Genomic DNA, 15,967 nt, shown 5'->3' on the forward strand with positions numbered 1-15,967 from the left:
CAAGGGGATCATATCAAATAATACGGCGTTTCAGTAAATTGTTAACTTTTTAATCATTATACTAAATAAGAATATTATGTTTTAAGTTTATAAAAATAGATAAAAACAGAATATTACCTAATTGATGTTTATTGGACTATTAGGTATATTTCCAGAAATAATTTCTAAAAAAAGATTACCAATTTGTGGCGTAAAAAATTCTTCGTTCGATGATACTATCTCATCTAAGCTCCACCATTTATAATCCTTTAGAGTTATTACCTCATTGAGTGTCATATTCTTAAAAGAAATATCTGTATTCCCTGATTTAATAAGGTAATATCTCTCGTAACTAACAAAATCTCCTTTTTTGCCATTAAAGATTACTTCTTTTGTCCATATCCAAGGTCCTATTGAATCAAACATTAATCCTGTTTCTTCAAATAATTCTCTTTTTAATGCTTGTTCAAAATTTTCGCCCTTCTCAACTCTACCACCAGGAGTCACCCATAAAACCTTCTCACTTTGAATTTGAGGAAATTTAAATTTTAATAGCAATATTTTATTTTCACTACTAATTAATATGGCTCGGGCTGATTTCCTTATAAACATACTATTCCCCCTATACGATTACCAATTTTAGTTCATCATAGTTTATTTTTTAGTCACATAATAAGAATATTCCGCAGTAAAATAATTTCTAATTATGTTTATTCGATTATGTCACCCTTGTATTTCCCAGAATCAATTTTCTGATATATCATTCTTACAAAACTTTCTTTTTTATCTGTATATGTAATCCTATCACCCGGGTATTGCTTTGCTAAAGATATTTTTAAATCGCTATACTCTTTAGCATACTCTTCATGCTCATTTAGGAAATCTCTGAATCGTGTCACAAAATAAAAGTCAACATTGTTTGATTCATAACAATGAATGTGCCTTAATGAAATCTCTCCTTCACCTCTTAAAACAAAAAGATACCTATTCTTTTTGTTGTTTTGTGCACCACAATAATCATAACCTGCCCTTTTCATTCCTTCTATGTTCATATCTTCAAATGATTTTAATACTATGGCAATGTCAAGTATTGGCTTGGCATAGATACCATTAATTGAGGTGCTGCCTACATGCTGTATATCATTTACGTTATCCCCGAAAATTTCTTTCAATTGTTTTTTTGCTTCTTCAAATTTCTCTTTCCATTCTTCACAATGAGGTAATAGTCTAACCTTATGACGCTCAACTCCTTGCATTCTTACTCCTCCTAATATCGTAGAATAAGAGCATTTCATCTTAACAATTAAATTTTCTTGCTAAGTCTTTTATTAAGTTCCCAAAGTGCTACTTTATTTCCATCCCATTTTAAACATGAAATAGCATCATTATAGCTCATCCACCTATATTCTGTATGTTCATATGAAAGTATTAATTGCTTATCTATTATTTCAACTCCATAACAATTTTCAGGTATCACATAGATATTTTCATCCCAATAAATACTATCTGCAAATTCTTCAGAAGGAATTGAATTAACTGTGTCTAACTTCACATACGTTAAATCCTTAGAAATTCCTCCTTCTTCCCATGCTTCTCTTTTGGCTGATTCCATTATCGTTTCACCATCTTCTCCGCCACCAGAAATAGCTTGCCACCAATCTTCATCGCTTCTGTGAAATATAGCATATTCTATACCTTTATCATTTATATAATAAGGAAATACTAAAAACTGTGATATAAGTAAAAGCAAACAAATCAATAAATATTATGATACCTATCACTCTTATGGAGATGTTAGACAATGGTAATATAAATCAATTAATACACATACATTATCCTAATTATTATTGTAATTGCAATCACTCATTTTTAATTGTATATTTGAGCAATGATCCAGCTAAAAAAGCTAATATAATTAACAATATTCCATAATACATATAATAATTTTTAAATCCTGAAATTTTAATTAATTTACCACCCACTGCAGTACCGATACCACCGCCTCCCATAAAGCAAAAGGCCACCAATGACATTGCACAACCTCTAGCTTTCACTGCAAATCCGGTTGCAATTGTAATCAATGTAGAATGTTCTAATGTTAAACCCAAACCTAATAATGCAATTCCAATAACTAAACTCCAAAGGACATTACCTGCAATAAAAAATACCATATCTGCAAATGCAGCCAAAACTAATCCCAGTATAATTACATTGCGTTTTCCAAGTTTACTTGATAATTTAATGCTGACACGGCCTCCAATTAAAGCAGTAAAACCAAAAGCCGTCATAATAAATCCTATAGTTAGGTAATTAAATCTATATATTTTATCGATAAATGCTCCTAAATATGAGAATGAACCTAAAATAAACATACCTTCTAAAAGAATTAAAATATATACAATTAAACTAGAAGTATTCTTAAGCAATCTACCATAAGGCACTAAAAATTCACTTTTAGGATTTTTCTGCGAGGGTATCCTATGCCCAACTGTAGAATATATTATCGTTACAAATGCTGCCAATACAGCATATACTATAAAAGTACTTCTCCAATTTAGGAAATAAGCAATTGACCCACCAATAAACATACTTAATGATTGTCCTAAAAATGCTGCACCCATAAAAGTCGCAATAGCTGATTGCCTTTTCTCCATAGGCACTAAGTCGCCAATCAATGCCATTGATACTGGCATTACCGAAGCAGCAAAAATTCCAGTTATAGCTCTATAAATAGTTAATTGGCCCAAACTTTTACCAAATGCCGTCAAAGCTACACCGAAAATGGAAAAAAACATGGTAAAGTTTAAAATTTGTCGTTTCCCAAAACGGTCTGAAAGTGGTCCAAATATTAATTGGAAGAGTCCAAATGGGATCATATACGCTGATATTAATATTCCCGCTGAAGTAACTGAAACACCTAGGTCTTTAGATATTGCAGGAAGTATTGGCGATACAACCCAGTTGTCTGCCATTACTATAAACGCAGCCAACCCCAAAATAAACAAAATAACATTAAGTTTAATAGGCTCATCATTTGATTTTGTAGTCATACATGAATTTGATTTACTTTCCATTATTATTGCCTCCATTCATTTTATTGACTACATATTACCAACCTTTTTTAAACTCAATTTAAACTATATAAATTTAAAAATTATTTATAAGGAATAATTATACTAAAAGTAGTTCCTATACCTAAACTGCTTTTTACATCAATAAAGCCTTTGTGTATTTCTACAATTTTCTTTACAATGGATAATCCTAATCCACTCCCTCCATTCTTTCGACTACGTGCTTTATCTGCCATGTAAAACCTTTCAAATATATGAGTGATAGTATCAGTTGTCATACCAATTCCATTATCTTTTATAATAACTTTAGCACCTTTATCTGATTTTGAGATAGATATATAAATCTCCCCATAAGTTTGTGTAAATTTAATGCTATTATTTAATATATTAATCCACACTTCATTGAGTAATTCTTTATCTGCTGTAATATTTACATCTTCATCTTCAACAACAATTTTTATATTTTTAACGGCCCATTGTGGTTCCAATAGAAGTATAACATCTTTAAGCTGCTTATTGAGTAAATAAGCTTTTGGCTTAAATGGTGCATATTCTGAGTCTAAAGTGGAAAGTTTAAGCAAATTATCACTGAGTTTATATAATCTTAAACTTTCTGCTTGAATTATATCAATATAATGAAGGCGGTCTTTTTCACTTAGTTTTCCATCCTTAAGTAATGCAGTAAATCCCTGAATAGATGTAAGAGGAGATCGAATTTCATGAGATACATTAGATACAAAATTTTCACGCATGGCTTCCATCCCTCTAAGTTCTTTTGCCATAACATTTACTTTTTCGGCTAGCTCAATAAAATGCTTATCATGATTTAAATCTATATCTATTACAACTCCCAAATCACCTCTAGTAATTCTATTAAGTGCTTCTTGAATGTCTATGTAAAATTTACTATGGTATCTATCCTTCTTAAATAAATGATGCTGAATTATCATTATTGCTAATAAAAAAATAAATAGAAAGATTCCGCTCATTGAAATTACTAAATATTCTACAAGCACAAAGGAATTATGATAAATATTAAAAAGAGGTGAAATAATATAAAAATCTGCTAATAAACAAAGTGGTATAAATAATATTATAATAGCCAGCGTCATTGCTAATTTTCTTTTCATATTGTCACCTCAAACTTATATCCAACTCCTCGAATTGTAATAATTTTAAATCCATATTTGTGTTCAGGAAACTTACCCCTTATACGACCTATATGAACATCTAGTGTTCGTTCATTCCCATCAAAATCAACTCCCCAGATATCTTCTATTAATTGATCTCTCAAAAAAGTTTTACCTGGATACCCAGCCAGCATAAATAATAGTTCAAACTCTTTCAAAGGTATGGATTAGTTCGCGAATATTAGCATCATCATCTGCAATTATAATTTTATTCATGTATATTCTCCCTATTATAATTTTCTCTATCTTCTAAGATATATAAGCTCAAATACATATATATCAGCCAATACAGTTGAATTTATTTTGGTGCAACGTAAATTCTTACCTTTGCCAATTAACTTATAAGTAGATTATATCATTTTATACAATATCTTGTATCTATTGAATAGTTCTTCTATATATTTAGGCAGCATTTTACACAAAACAAAAAACCATGAATGGCTTCAGGATTTCTCCTTCATTCCACTCATGATCCTCAATCAAACTTTATTTCAAATCTACAAATGTGAGTTATAATTAATATTGTCATAAAATACTGACTAAAATATATGTTTTTATATTTTGAAGCTGTCACAATTCATAAGTATCTTTGCCACAATCCGTATTAATTATAAGATAAAATGTCCTAATCTGTATTCAGCAATCTCACAATATACAACTAATCAATCCTTACAGGCTTATAATTATAAGGATATCCGTATAAATATTTATGTGAATAAATAAAAAGGGCAAATCAATGACCTTAAAAATACTAAAAAAGTTATTGCGTTTAATAAGAAAATTACGAAGATATTTTTCTGTATACTGCACTATATGTACCCTTATCAGTTATGGAGTTTTCCTTATAAAAGCGATTGCTTTTCATCAACTCTATAATTTCCGATATAGGCATACCATCATTTTCTCTTTGTGGTTCTTTAATATATAATCTTCCTTCATTTTTTAAAATCCTAAAAAATTCACTTACTATACCATTTCTTAAATCCTTTGAAACATCATGTAATGCATAAAAAATGTAAATAACATCAAAGGATTTACATCTTAATTTAAGTTCAGGAAGTTGTCCCACTAAAAAATCAACATTATTATAATGTTTCATTCGTTTTTTTGCTTTTTCTATCCAATATTCTGAAATATCTATACATGTTAAATGCCCACCGCATTGTTTAAGTATTTTTGCCAAATGTCTTGAACCTGCACCTGAACCACTTCCAAAATCCAATACTTTTTCATTTCCTTTAAGATTTAAGGTTCTAATATAATTTTTATACATTGAGCTAAACAATCTATTATTTCCAAATTCATCTATCAACCTATACAACAATGATGGATTTTCATAACCTAAATTCATTTAACTTTCATCTCCATTAATTCATAAAATACTATTTATTCTGTATTAACTTACATTAATTATATGATACACCGTACTATTCAATTTTCAAAGGCCATAGTTCGTATTTTCGTATTCAATAGTTACGTCGCATAAATTTCAAGATTGCGACTTACTTCATACTTTTTAATTCTTCTATTGTCTTTAATAACATTTCTATAGTTTTCGTATTCTCCGCCTGCTGATCCATTAACATATCAATTTTGTAGTGCAAATCTTCTACTATAATTTCAGATTTTAAGTTTATAAGATAATTATTTCCAGCCGTTAATCTGTCTTTTTCTGATTGACGGTTTTGTGACATCATAATTATAGGTGCTTGTATAGCAGCAAGACACGATAACACAAGATTTAAAAATACAAATGGATATGGATCAAATGCTCTATTACTTAGAATAATAGCATTTCCTATGATCCAAACTGCTAACACCACACAAAAGCTTATTATAAACGTCCAACTGCCGCCAAATGTAGCTATTTTATCTGCAATTTGTTGTCCCAATGTTGCATTTTCATCATCTGCTTCATTTATATTTTTCGATATTTTTCCACTAATAAGTTCATGTATCAATTCTTCATCAATATTGCTTTCCTTTAGATCCCTATCTTTTTCTAATATCTGTCGTACTAATTCTTCTTTGCTATAAGCTGCTTTATCCTTATCATTCATAACTTATCTCTCCTATTCAAAGTTTTTATTCTCTATAATTGAGATTTCTTATCTCCTCCATATGATTATTATATCTAACTCATATGTGTTCATCAATTCGAATACAGGTCAAGCTTACTGCAAATAGGAATTTTATAAATATAATGGCCAAGGATAACTACTCCTTGACCTCCCACGTTTTTACGCGAAAACCAATATTATTTTCTTTTATAATATACTACTACATCTATTAACCCATATAAGTCAATAGAATTACTTTGCTTTTAAATTCTTTTAGTTTAAAAAGCTCATTTTGGTACTTAGCTTGTGTGACCTGTTTTGTGGAGCGATGGATCATTATTGTTATAACTATTGCATTTACAACAGTTCATTTTATGGCATTGAGTAAAATAAGAAATACATCTATAAAAAATATAAATCTTACATGGATATTATGAATTGGTTTTACCATTAAATTTAGAAATGTTAATACATGAGGATGATTCAGTTCGATTTGAGTTAGCAGGTTTTTATTACTTTATCCGGCAAGCCTCTGAGCTAATTTCCTCGCATTTTCCTGAATTTCTTTTAGTTTTTCTTCCGTCGGTAGTCCTCTGATATCTCCCATGCGTCCCAGTGTGCTGTTCTCAAGAGAAGTGATAAACTCACTGAGTATATACCATTTGTCCAAAACGTCAAAACCAATATGGTCAAAAAACTGACCCATATAAAGTCCAGTTGGTATCGCTTCGTCTATCCCGGTATGAGGTCCCGAATATGTACAGAAGACAAGTGCGTTTTTTCCAACACGGGGACTGCTCGGTTTAACCTTTCCGATTCTTTTGTAATACGTGAACTTTTTCTTGAGGAATTCGTTAACGGGCTGAGGAACGCTCCAGTTATAGGATGGTGAACCGACGCAAACAAGATCATAATCAAAATAATCTATTTGCTCAGCATCCTGAAATTTCATGATCGATGTCTGCATTCCTCCTTTGGTCAAACCAACTTCAATAGCTTTAGCTACCTTCTTGGTATTTCCGGTAAAAGAACAATATAATATGATAGCTTTTTTCATAACTATTTTCCTCCCTTTTATTAGAAATATTATAATATAGAAATCCAATTCTAATTTATATGTATGCAATCCAATGGAAAGTTTTCAAGGTTTTAAATCCTCTTTCCTAATTGAAAAGCTTCTTCAATCCACTTAGTATCTTTTACTTCAGCTGGTTTTTCGACTCCACGCCCACTTACTATTCCCAAATTTTCTACTCCAATATATTTAGTCAGTTCCTTATAATAATCAGTTAAAATATTTGTAACCCAGCTATCCTCCTTACAGGCTGCTGTAAGTAAAATGGAGTACTTAATTTTTCTGCCTCGTACACTTTCCGCATAGGTTCTGTCTATTACATTTTTTATGCTCCCCGGAAATCCTAAATAATAAACCGGAGATGCAATTACTATTGTATCGTGGTTCTGTAAAAGTTTATATAGTTCTGTCATGCTGTCTTTTTGAATACATTTCCCATTGTTCCTTTGGCAGTAATCACATGCCTTACATGGATTTATTGTAGCATCACCTAACCAATAAGTTGTTACTTCATGACCGCTCTCTTTTGCTCCATTTGAAAAAGCTTCTGCCAATGCTGCAGTATTTCCGTTTTTACGCGGGCTTCCTAACAATATCAATATCTTTCTCATTATACTTTCTCCTTTACTGTTGCTTTTTATATAAATCTAATGTAACATAAGTTATGTTATTTGTTAAATTGATGTTTTGAATTTAACTCATTAAAAATATTGATATGCTATAAAGGGAGATTTATGGAATTTAAAAATTTAATTAGTTTTAAGATAATTGCAGAGTTAAAAAGTTTTAGCAAAGCAGCTCTTGTCCTTGGATATGTGCAATCCACTATTACCTTTCACATAAAACAATTAGAAACAGAATTAGGTGTTTCTCTTTTTGACAGGATTGGCAATAATATTCGGCTTACTAATTCCGGTCATATTTTATTAGAATATACACACAGAATATTGTCTTTGTCTGATGAGGCAAAGCATGCAATCGTTCAAAATTCTTCTCCTTCTGGAATGCTCCGAATTGCTGGAATCAGTTCTCTCTGTGCCAATATGCTACCTCGATTGATAAAACAATATAATGAAGCATTTCCTAGTGTCACTATTTCAGCAACAACAGCATCCAAATTACAAGTACTTGAAATGGTGAATGACGGATCAGCTGATATTGGGCTTTATATGGATTTTGAAATTCCGCCAAAAGATACTTATACAGCAGTCCATATAGAAAATCCAATTTACTTTATCTGTTCTGCTAAAAATGTGTTATGTAGCAAAAACCTTCTTTCTATAAAAGAATTAGAAGGAATTCCGTTTATTGCCACCGAACCCCAATGCAGCTACCGTGGATTATTAACGAAATTATTTACTAAAAATAATATTATGCCTTCTATCATATTTGAATCTGAAAATACAGAGGTCATAAAACGCTTTGTTCAATCAGATTTAGGAATTTCCTTTTTACCTGAAATAGCTGTTAGGGAAGAACTGGCTGCTCACAAACTATATAAGTTAAATATTATAAATAGTATTCCAACCACATATATAAACGTAATTCATAAAAATAACCAATGGATTACCCCTGCAATACGAGAGTTTTTTAACTTATTTAATTAATGCTTAATAACATAATGTAAACTATAGTACTTTTCTGCATTTCACGATGAATATACTAGTAGTCTGGTATTGAACTCCCTCTAAGAAAGAGCATAAATATTACTAATTATATTGGTAGTATGCTAAATATCAATTTTAAAAATGCTTATGCAGAAGTGGCTTGTCTTTCAAATGCCCATTTATATCACAAATTTCTTAGATTTCGAACTAAAAGCTATGTATAAAATCATCAATATTATTCTTTGGTAACAATATGCTCAATACCAACTATACTGCCTAATAATTTAGTTTTAAAAAACTCTGGAATTATATAAGTCTTATTTAAACTTTCAATAGGCAACCAATGCAGACTTTCTTTGGAACCTTGGTCTGTAAAATTTCTACAATGTAAATCTATATTAGTATTTTCTTTCATTAAGAAATAAAAAACAATTTCATGATGATGTTCTCCTGCTATTTCAAAAAATCTTTCTTGGATAAAGGAAAGTCTATCAATTTCAAATTCAATTCCTGTTTCCTCATAAGCCTCACGGACAACGGCTTCCTCCGAGGTTTCATTTATTCTAACTTTTCCCCCAACTGTATAATAACATGGATAATCTTCATGTTTTGCCATAAGTAATCTGTTGTCTTTGATGATAATTGCCGCAACCCTATAAATAAAGCAACTTTGATTGGTTTTAAATACTATATCTTTCTCTTCCACATACATACTCCTGTTCGTTATATAAATACTCTTTTCTTCATCATAAATTATTTATATTATGCTCATGCAATTACAGATAAATCCAATACCTTCACATGATATGGTTGCCTTCATCTTTATTATAAGCAGGTATTCTATCCATTAGCACATCACCAAGTTTTTCACATATATGTGCCGACAATGTGTTTTGATCGTTGATCGTCAGTAAAACTTTTTCAAGCTGATGGCCTCTTGCTATAATAAGTCCTTGCCTTAATATTTCTGTGACCTTTCCCCAATAAAATAGACATCTTAAACTCGTAATATCTCTTTATTTCGTAGATTATCATAATTTTTATGCTGCTTTTGATTTTTTATTTGAATTGTTATAATATTTTTCAGGCGTTACATAACCATTAGAAGCATGTATTCTTTGCCTATTATAAAATATCTCAACATATTCAAATACAGCAGCACGAGCTTCTTCACGTGTTTTAAAGTGATTCCCATAAAGCCATTCACATTTCATTTTACCCCAGAATGATTCCATAGGAGCATTATCCCAGCAGTTACCTTTACGAGACATACTGCATATAAATCCATACTTATTTATTAAATTTTGGTAATCATTTGAGCAATATTGTGACCCTCTGTCCGAATGTAGAATAACACCAGTTGGTCTTCCTGCACGTTGATATGCGTCATTTAATGCGTTGATTACTAATTCTTTTGTCATTCTTTCATTCATAGATAAACCAACTATTTTTTGTCCACACAAATCCATTACTGCTGCTATATAAAGCCATCCTTCATTTGTCCACAGATATGTAATATCACTGACCATTTTTTCATTAGGTTTATCCACAGTAAAATCTCGATTAAGAATATTTTTTGCTACTGGAAGTTTATGATTTGAATTAGTAGTAGCCTTAAATTTCTTTGAAACCCTTGATTTTATGCCATTCTGATTCATGATACGTTCTACTCTTTTATGATTAATAGGTTTATCATTTTTCATATTTACTATTTTAGTAATTTTAACAGAACCGAATACATTTCTATTTTCTTTGTGGATTGTTTGAATTTGTTCTAATAACTGTTTATTTTCCTTTGATCTTTGACTTTCAGGTCTTTTATCCCATGCATAGTAACTGCTTCTTGACACGCTTAAAACCTTGCACAGCTTCGCTATTCTATATTTATGGCAACTAGCCTTGATAAACTCAAACCTCTTTATTTTAGGTTCTTGGCGAAGTAGGCTGCCGCTTTTTTTAATATTTCATTTTCTTCTTTAAGATCTCTAATTTCTTTTTCTAATCTTCTTAATTTCTCATCTTCAGGCTTAAGATGTCCACTGCCAGGAAAAGGTGTATCAGGTGATTCTCTATACTTCTTTACCCATCCATGCATTGTTGTTGGTCTTACTCCTAATTCTGTTGCTATCTTATTTAATGATTCTCCAGATTTCTCTAATCTTTTTATTGCTTCAATTTTAAATTCTGCACTATATTGTTTTTTCATAACCCTACCATTCCTTTCACTTTTAATATAACACGAGTTCCTCGTGTCTATCAAAGTGGGTAAGGGTCACTGTTCCATAACCTTTTCCCTGCTCAGTTATACGAACAGAATAGCCTATACTTCCAATTCCGGTAATTACTTTCTCCGACAGTTCTGTCCGCAATTGGAATTCACTAACAAAATTAGCCCCATCCACCGCCCAGTAATGAAAACTTACAGGTTGATTACAAATCAATCCCAACTCTTTTTTATCATACCAGCTTTTAGTTCTTTCAAACCAGGTTTCATCAATCAACGCAGGATTTGTCGGCCGAAAATAACGGATGTCATGATCCCAAAATTCTTGACAATATTCTTTATACCCATCTACATATATTGCATTTCGCCGTATTAATTCAAGCATATTATATAACTTTTCCTTTCACATTATTTACTTTTATGTATTTCAATTTGTCCGCAAAGCATTGTATAAAAGCCGAATTTACAATATAAGAATATTTTGAATCGTCGCAACAATACATTCCACTCATTTTCTGTGTAAAATAAATTTCTGTTGTGGGTAGCCAAAATCATAACAGAACTCATCTTCAGTAAATCCAACCTTTTTATACAATGCACGAGGGGCAATCCCCTTTTCATCCCCTTCCCGAAAAGTCATAACAACTATATCACAATTGTTAGGTAATTGAGCCAGCATTAAATCTATCATTTTAGTTGCAATTCCATTTCTCCTATAGTTAGGATGAACAGCCATACAACAAAGCATACTACGTTTAACTGAAAATAATAATACTCCAACTACTTTTCCACGATTCTTAGCACAAATTGCACTATTTCTGTTTATATTTTTGATAACGGTCTCTTGATAATCCATAAGCAATTCTTCAGTTTCAAGCCCTGGGAAATTCCAACTTACTAGTCTAATAAATTTCATCCAAGAATATAAATCATCAAGTGCAGCAAACTTTACGTTAATATCATTTATCATATTATAACCTCTCATATTACACCTAATCCTTCTTTGCTATAATTGTAAACTCTCCAGGTACATCCTCATTTATCCAAGATGGATGTTCATCAAATCTATTAAGAGTAAATCCATTTTCTATAACTGCATTAATGATTTCGCTAATGGTATATTTTCTATAACTACATAATGGCATTTGTCTGCGAATCTCATCTGGAAAAAATCTTGCATGAGCCATTTCACCTTCAAATACATCTGTTGAAAAATAACTCATTGTTGGCTGTTCTAACCCTAGTATATCTGATATCTTTTGAAATGGGTGAAAATCACTACAAATCATTTTTCCATTTGTTTTTAAAAGCTGCTGCATTATTTTCATAAATTGGTTGATATCATGAAAATAATGCAGGATTCCTCCTTCCATAAAGACCACATCAAAATATTTTTCATATTTTGTCATATCAATTTCCAATACATCACCAACTATAAAATCAATATCCACATTGGCTTCATCTGCAACTTCAAGTGCATACTTTTTATTATCTTCTGAAATATCAAAGATTGTAACTTTTGAACCCAAAATTGCTAATGGGATTGCTTTTTTACCACATGAACCACAAATATTGGCAATTTTAATACCTTCATAAGTATCAAAATAGCCTGCATATCTTTTTAGCACTCTTATGGGATCTTCTAAATCTTTCTTAGCTCTATCGGATGGTTTTCCTGATGTATTTACCCAAAAATCATATGCATTATGCTCACAAGCCTTTTTATTTTGTTCACTATAATCTATCATATTTAACCTCCATTTAACTTTAAAGTTGCAATTTAATAAACAATATAAAAATATTATGTCGTTAAAGATAGTTAAACCCAAATATTTACCGGATTGTCATGAGGTATTCGATCAGATTTTAGTTTACTTAGAACTACACTTGCATTAAGTTCTGGATATACTTCATTTATTATATCTAGGGTCTCCATTATAATAACTAAAGTATTCTCATATGCCTCCTTTGGTGGATAGGTAAAAATATCTCTAAATCTTTGTTCAATATTTTCAGGTTTAATTTTAAAAGTCTCAAGTGATTTATACATCCATTTAAATGTAGGAAAGTATAGTTTATTTAAAGCAAGAAGTATTAAGAATATATTCTTTTGTAAATTTGCAATATGCTCATATATTAATGTTGAATTTTGCCTTTGGATATAAAGTTCAGCTTGAGTACTATCAATTGATTGCAGACTTTCTTTAATATTCTTTATTGCAAGCTCCTTTAGATAGCCTTTTGCTCTATCCTTCCAAAAATATACTATTTCTTCACCAAACAGTGGTATGCAAGTTCTTATAGTATCCATAGCATTACTATACCCAAAATCTGTTTTTAAATCTACTAGAACACCTTTAATAGTATCTTCTTCATTCTCAACAGTAAGGTGCCATAAATCGATCCTAAATTCATTGACAACTACATTGTCCTCATTTGATTCATAATTGTACGGATAGAAATATTCTGCATTCAGTTCTTTAACTATAAGCTTTCGGGTATTCTCATTGGGGAGCTTATCCCAAAATATAGGTATTTCTAAATCTGAATATTCATCAGCGTAACCTCTTGCGACTGAACCACCAATAACTATTGCTTTAACACCTTCTATAATTTTTACCTTTTCACAAATCTGTTTTGCTAATTCTATTCTCCACTTACAATGATAACTTAAATTACTCATTTATTTCCCCTTACTTTAAGAACTTCATCTCATTATTTATTTAATTTGTCATAATTTACAATTACAAATTAATACCCCTTCAAATGATTTTCTAAAAACTAAAATCTACTTTAAGCAGTGCATATATTCTCTTGCTCTATCTCCCTTTACTAAAAAGGGCTCTCCTTTAGAACAAAATACCGAAGTAGATGTATATTCAATATCTGCATTTTTATCATAGCCCATTTTTTCAATGACTTCTCCTTCATTATGGCAAATATCATATCCATCTAATACAAAATTAATTTTACCTCTTCCTTTTGTAAAAGAGATAAAATCCACAGCATAATTCATAAATGTAGATACTGGCCCTCTGCCTGTTATAATAACTTCACCATTTAAATTATCGGGATTTTCAAAAGAGCCTTTTAACTTTTGTATATCGGATAAAACTCTTCCCATATAATCTGAACTTACCTTAATCTTAAATCTATAATAGGGCTCTAAAAGTATGTTTTTCACACCTTCAAGTCCCTGTCTAAGTGCCCTAAAAGTTGCCTCTCTAAAATCTCCGCCGCAGGTATGCTTAACATGGGATCTTCCTGTAATAAGTGTAATTTTTATATCAGTTATAGGAAAGCCTGTTAAAATACCGTGATGATCTCTTTCATAGATATGTTTGCCTATCAGTTTCTGATAATTTATGTCTAAATCATCTGTGCTGCACTCATTGTAAAATGAAATACCACTATTTCTCTCTCCTGGCTCCAATTTAAGGTATACTTCTGCATAATGTCTTAAAGGTTCAAAGTGTCCACAGCCATAAAACGTTTCTACTATAGTTTCTTTATATAAAATTTCACAAGGTCCAAAATCTATAGGTAAATCAAATCTTTCCTTTACTAGTTCTTTAAGCACTTCCAGCTGAATTGTTCCCATAATATTTACCTGTATTTCCCCTAGCTTTTCATTCCAACTTACTTTAAGCGCAGGATCTTCTTCTTCTAAAATTTTAAAACAAGCTAATACATCTTTTTCGTTTAAACTTTTGTCAAATATTACTCTTGATTTTAACGCTGGAACCATCTCATAATTAACTTTTCTATAGCAATTTCCAAGTCCACACCCTACAATTGAATTTGATAAGCCTGATACTGCAGCAAGTTCTCCTGCTGATGCTTCATCTACTGTTTTAAATTTGTCACCATTACAGATTCTAATTTGTGTTACTTTTTCAAAACAATCCTGAGATGTATTCACTGCAATTTCATCTCTAACTTTTAAAGTACCTTCTAGTATTTTTATATAAGTAATTTTATTTTTTTGCTTGTCATGGCGTATTTTATACACAATTCCTTGAAATTTTTCTCTATCATTATATTTTGTAAAAGTAAGCACATCTAATTTTTCTAGAAAATCATCTATTCCCTTATCTTGAAGGGCAGACCCACTCATGCAAGGAAATAATTTACTTTTAGATATCATGTCTCTTATAGAATCCAGCCATAATTGATTTGTGAAATCTTCTTCTATATATTTTTCAAGAAGTTTATCACTCCGTTCTGCTGCAAACTCCATAATCTCTTTACTGATTTTATCTAACTGTACAGATTCAGAAATAAAACATACATCTTCTGTTAAGTTTACTCTAATATCTTTAAGTATACCTTCTACATTTGCTCCAACCCTATCTACTTTATTTATAAAGAAAAATGTAGGTATCCCATGCTTTTTCAAAAGCTGCCACACTATTTCAGTCTGTGCCTGAACACCTTCAACTGCACTTATGATAACAATGGCATAATCCATTATTTCAATGGTTCTTTCCATTTCGGATGAAAAATCGGCATGTCCAGGTGTATCTACCAAATAATAAGTAGAAGACTTATACTTAAATACAGCTTCATCGGAAAATATGGTAATTCCCCTATTCTTCTCTATGTCATTATTATCTAAAAATGAATCCTTATGGTCTACTCTTCCTAAATTTTTAATACTCTTTGTATGATACAAAATCTGCTCAGCTAAAGTAGTTTTTCCTGCATCTACATGAGCAAATAATCCAATTGTCTTATTCATATTCTACCCCTCTTAAAAAA

The 15,967-nt window shown here is 30.8% G+C and carries 17 protein-coding genes and 1 pseudogene; 1 reads left to right on the forward strand and 17 read right to left on the reverse strand.

Annotated features, from left to right (window positions below; genetic code table 11):
- Positions 1–117: 117 nt before the first annotated feature.
- From B5S50_RS02325 to B5S50_RS02370, 10 genes and pseudogenes are all read right to left on the reverse strand, one after another.
- A complete protein-coding gene (locus B5S50_RS02325) occupies positions 118–591 on the reverse strand; it encodes an NUDIX hydrolase (protein WP_217302973.1) in 474 nt (157 codons plus the stop codon).
- Positions 592–689: 98 nt separating this feature from the next.
- Positions 690–1,235: a GrpB family protein gene (locus B5S50_RS02330; RefSeq protein ID WP_217302974.1), complete on the reverse strand. Its 546-nt coding sequence runs from the start codon at positions 1,233–1,235 to the stop codon at positions 690–692.
- Between the two features lie 47 nt (positions 1,236–1,282).
- Positions 1,283–1,738, reverse strand: a complete 456-nt coding sequence (locus tag B5S50_RS02335; RefSeq protein WP_242872154.1) for an NUDIX pyrophosphatase — start codon at positions 1,736–1,738, stop codon at positions 1,283–1,285.
- A gap of 100 nt (positions 1,739–1,838) precedes the next feature.
- A complete protein-coding gene (locus tag B5S50_RS02340; protein WP_254306674.1) occupies positions 1,839–3,053 on the reverse strand; it encodes an MFS transporter in 1,215 nt (404 codons plus the stop codon).
- An 80-nt stretch (positions 3,054–3,133) separates the two neighbouring features.
- Positions 3,134–4,180, reverse strand: a complete 1,047-nt coding sequence (locus B5S50_RS02345; RefSeq protein WP_065079126.1) for a cell wall metabolism sensor histidine kinase WalK — start codon at positions 4,178–4,180, stop codon at positions 3,134–3,136.
- Positions 4,177–4,404, reverse strand: a pseudogene (locus tag B5S50_RS02350) (winged helix-turn-helix domain-containing protein); the annotation flags it as partial. The gene B5S50_RS02345 and the pseudogene B5S50_RS02350, both read right to left, overlap by 4 nt.
- Before the next feature lie 617 nt (positions 4,405–5,021).
- Positions 5,022–5,591 carry a class I SAM-dependent methyltransferase gene (locus B5S50_RS02355; protein ID WP_065079124.1) on the reverse strand — a complete coding sequence of 190 codons (570 nt, stop codon included), beginning with the start codon at positions 5,589–5,591 and terminating at the stop codon, positions 5,022–5,024.
- A gap of 151 nt (positions 5,592–5,742) precedes the next feature.
- Positions 5,743–6,300 carry a DUF1003 domain-containing protein gene (locus B5S50_RS02360; protein WP_065078139.1) on the reverse strand — a complete coding sequence of 186 codons (558 nt, stop codon included), beginning with the start codon at positions 6,298–6,300 and terminating at the stop codon, positions 5,743–5,745.
- Positions 6,301–6,817: 517 nt separating this feature from the next.
- A complete protein-coding gene (locus B5S50_RS02365) occupies positions 6,818–7,357 on the reverse strand; it encodes a flavodoxin domain-containing protein (protein ID WP_065078138.1) in 540 nt (179 codons plus the stop codon).
- 92 nt (positions 7,358–7,449) lie between these two features.
- Positions 7,450–7,986 carry a flavodoxin family protein gene (locus B5S50_RS02370; RefSeq protein ID WP_065078137.1) on the reverse strand — a complete coding sequence of 179 codons (537 nt, stop codon included), beginning with the start codon at positions 7,984–7,986 and terminating at the stop codon, positions 7,450–7,452.
- Between the two features lie 123 nt (positions 7,987–8,109).
- Here B5S50_RS02370 and B5S50_RS02375 point away from each other — a divergent pair, with 123 nt between their 5' ends.
- Complete coding sequence (locus B5S50_RS02375; protein WP_217302975.1) at positions 8,110–8,982, forward strand: LysR family transcriptional regulator; 873 nt, start codon at positions 8,110–8,112, stop codon at positions 8,980–8,982.
- Between the two features lie 235 nt (positions 8,983–9,217).
- Here the strand turns inward: B5S50_RS02375 and B5S50_RS02380 are convergent, their stop codons facing one another.
- From B5S50_RS02380 to B5S50_RS02410, 7 genes are all read right to left on the reverse strand, one after another.
- Positions 9,218–9,688 carry an NUDIX hydrolase gene (locus tag B5S50_RS02380; RefSeq protein ID WP_083985640.1) on the reverse strand — a complete coding sequence of 157 codons (471 nt, stop codon included), beginning with the start codon at positions 9,686–9,688 and terminating at the stop codon, positions 9,218–9,220.
- 334 nt (positions 9,689–10,022) lie between these two features.
- Positions 10,023–11,188, reverse strand: a protein-coding gene (locus B5S50_RS02385; protein WP_243121154.1) for an IS3 family transposase whose coding sequence is annotated in 2 segments (ribosomal slippage) — positions 10,023–10,930 and positions 10,930–11,188 — 1,167 coding nt in all. Because the reading frame shifts where the segments join, the coding sequence is not laid out codon by codon here.
- Between the two features lie 22 nt (positions 11,189–11,210).
- The gene (locus B5S50_RS02390; RefSeq protein ID WP_217302976.1) at positions 11,211–11,591 is read right to left on the reverse strand and encodes a hypothetical protein; all 381 of its coding nucleotides are present in this window, start codon (positions 11,589–11,591) and stop codon (positions 11,211–11,213) included.
- A gap of 123 nt (positions 11,592–11,714) precedes the next feature.
- Positions 11,715–12,176, reverse strand: a complete 462-nt coding sequence (locus B5S50_RS02395) for a GNAT family N-acetyltransferase (RefSeq protein ID WP_065078133.1) — start codon at positions 12,174–12,176, stop codon at positions 11,715–11,717.
- 22 nt (positions 12,177–12,198) lie between these two features.
- The gene (locus B5S50_RS02400; RefSeq protein WP_217302977.1) at positions 12,199–12,954 is read right to left on the reverse strand and encodes a bifunctional 2-polyprenyl-6-hydroxyphenol methylase/3-demethylubiquinol 3-O-methyltransferase UbiG; all 756 of its coding nucleotides are present in this window, start codon (positions 12,952–12,954) and stop codon (positions 12,199–12,201) included.
- 71 nt (positions 12,955–13,025) lie between these two features.
- Positions 13,026–13,889: a nucleotidyltransferase domain-containing protein gene (locus B5S50_RS02405; RefSeq protein WP_217302978.1), complete on the reverse strand. Its 864-nt coding sequence runs from the start codon at positions 13,887–13,889 to the stop codon at positions 13,026–13,028.
- A gap of 105 nt (positions 13,890–13,994) precedes the next feature.
- A complete protein-coding gene (locus tag B5S50_RS02410; RefSeq protein ID WP_065078130.1) occupies positions 13,995–15,947 on the reverse strand; it encodes a translation factor GTPase family protein in 1,953 nt (650 codons plus the stop codon).
- Positions 15,948–15,967: the final 20 nt, after the last annotated feature.

This window comes from Clostridium sp. 001 (assembly GCF_019056555.1).
Taxonomy (GTDB): domain Bacteria; phylum Bacillota; class Clostridia; order Clostridiales; family Clostridiaceae; genus Clostridium_B; species Clostridium_B ragsdalei.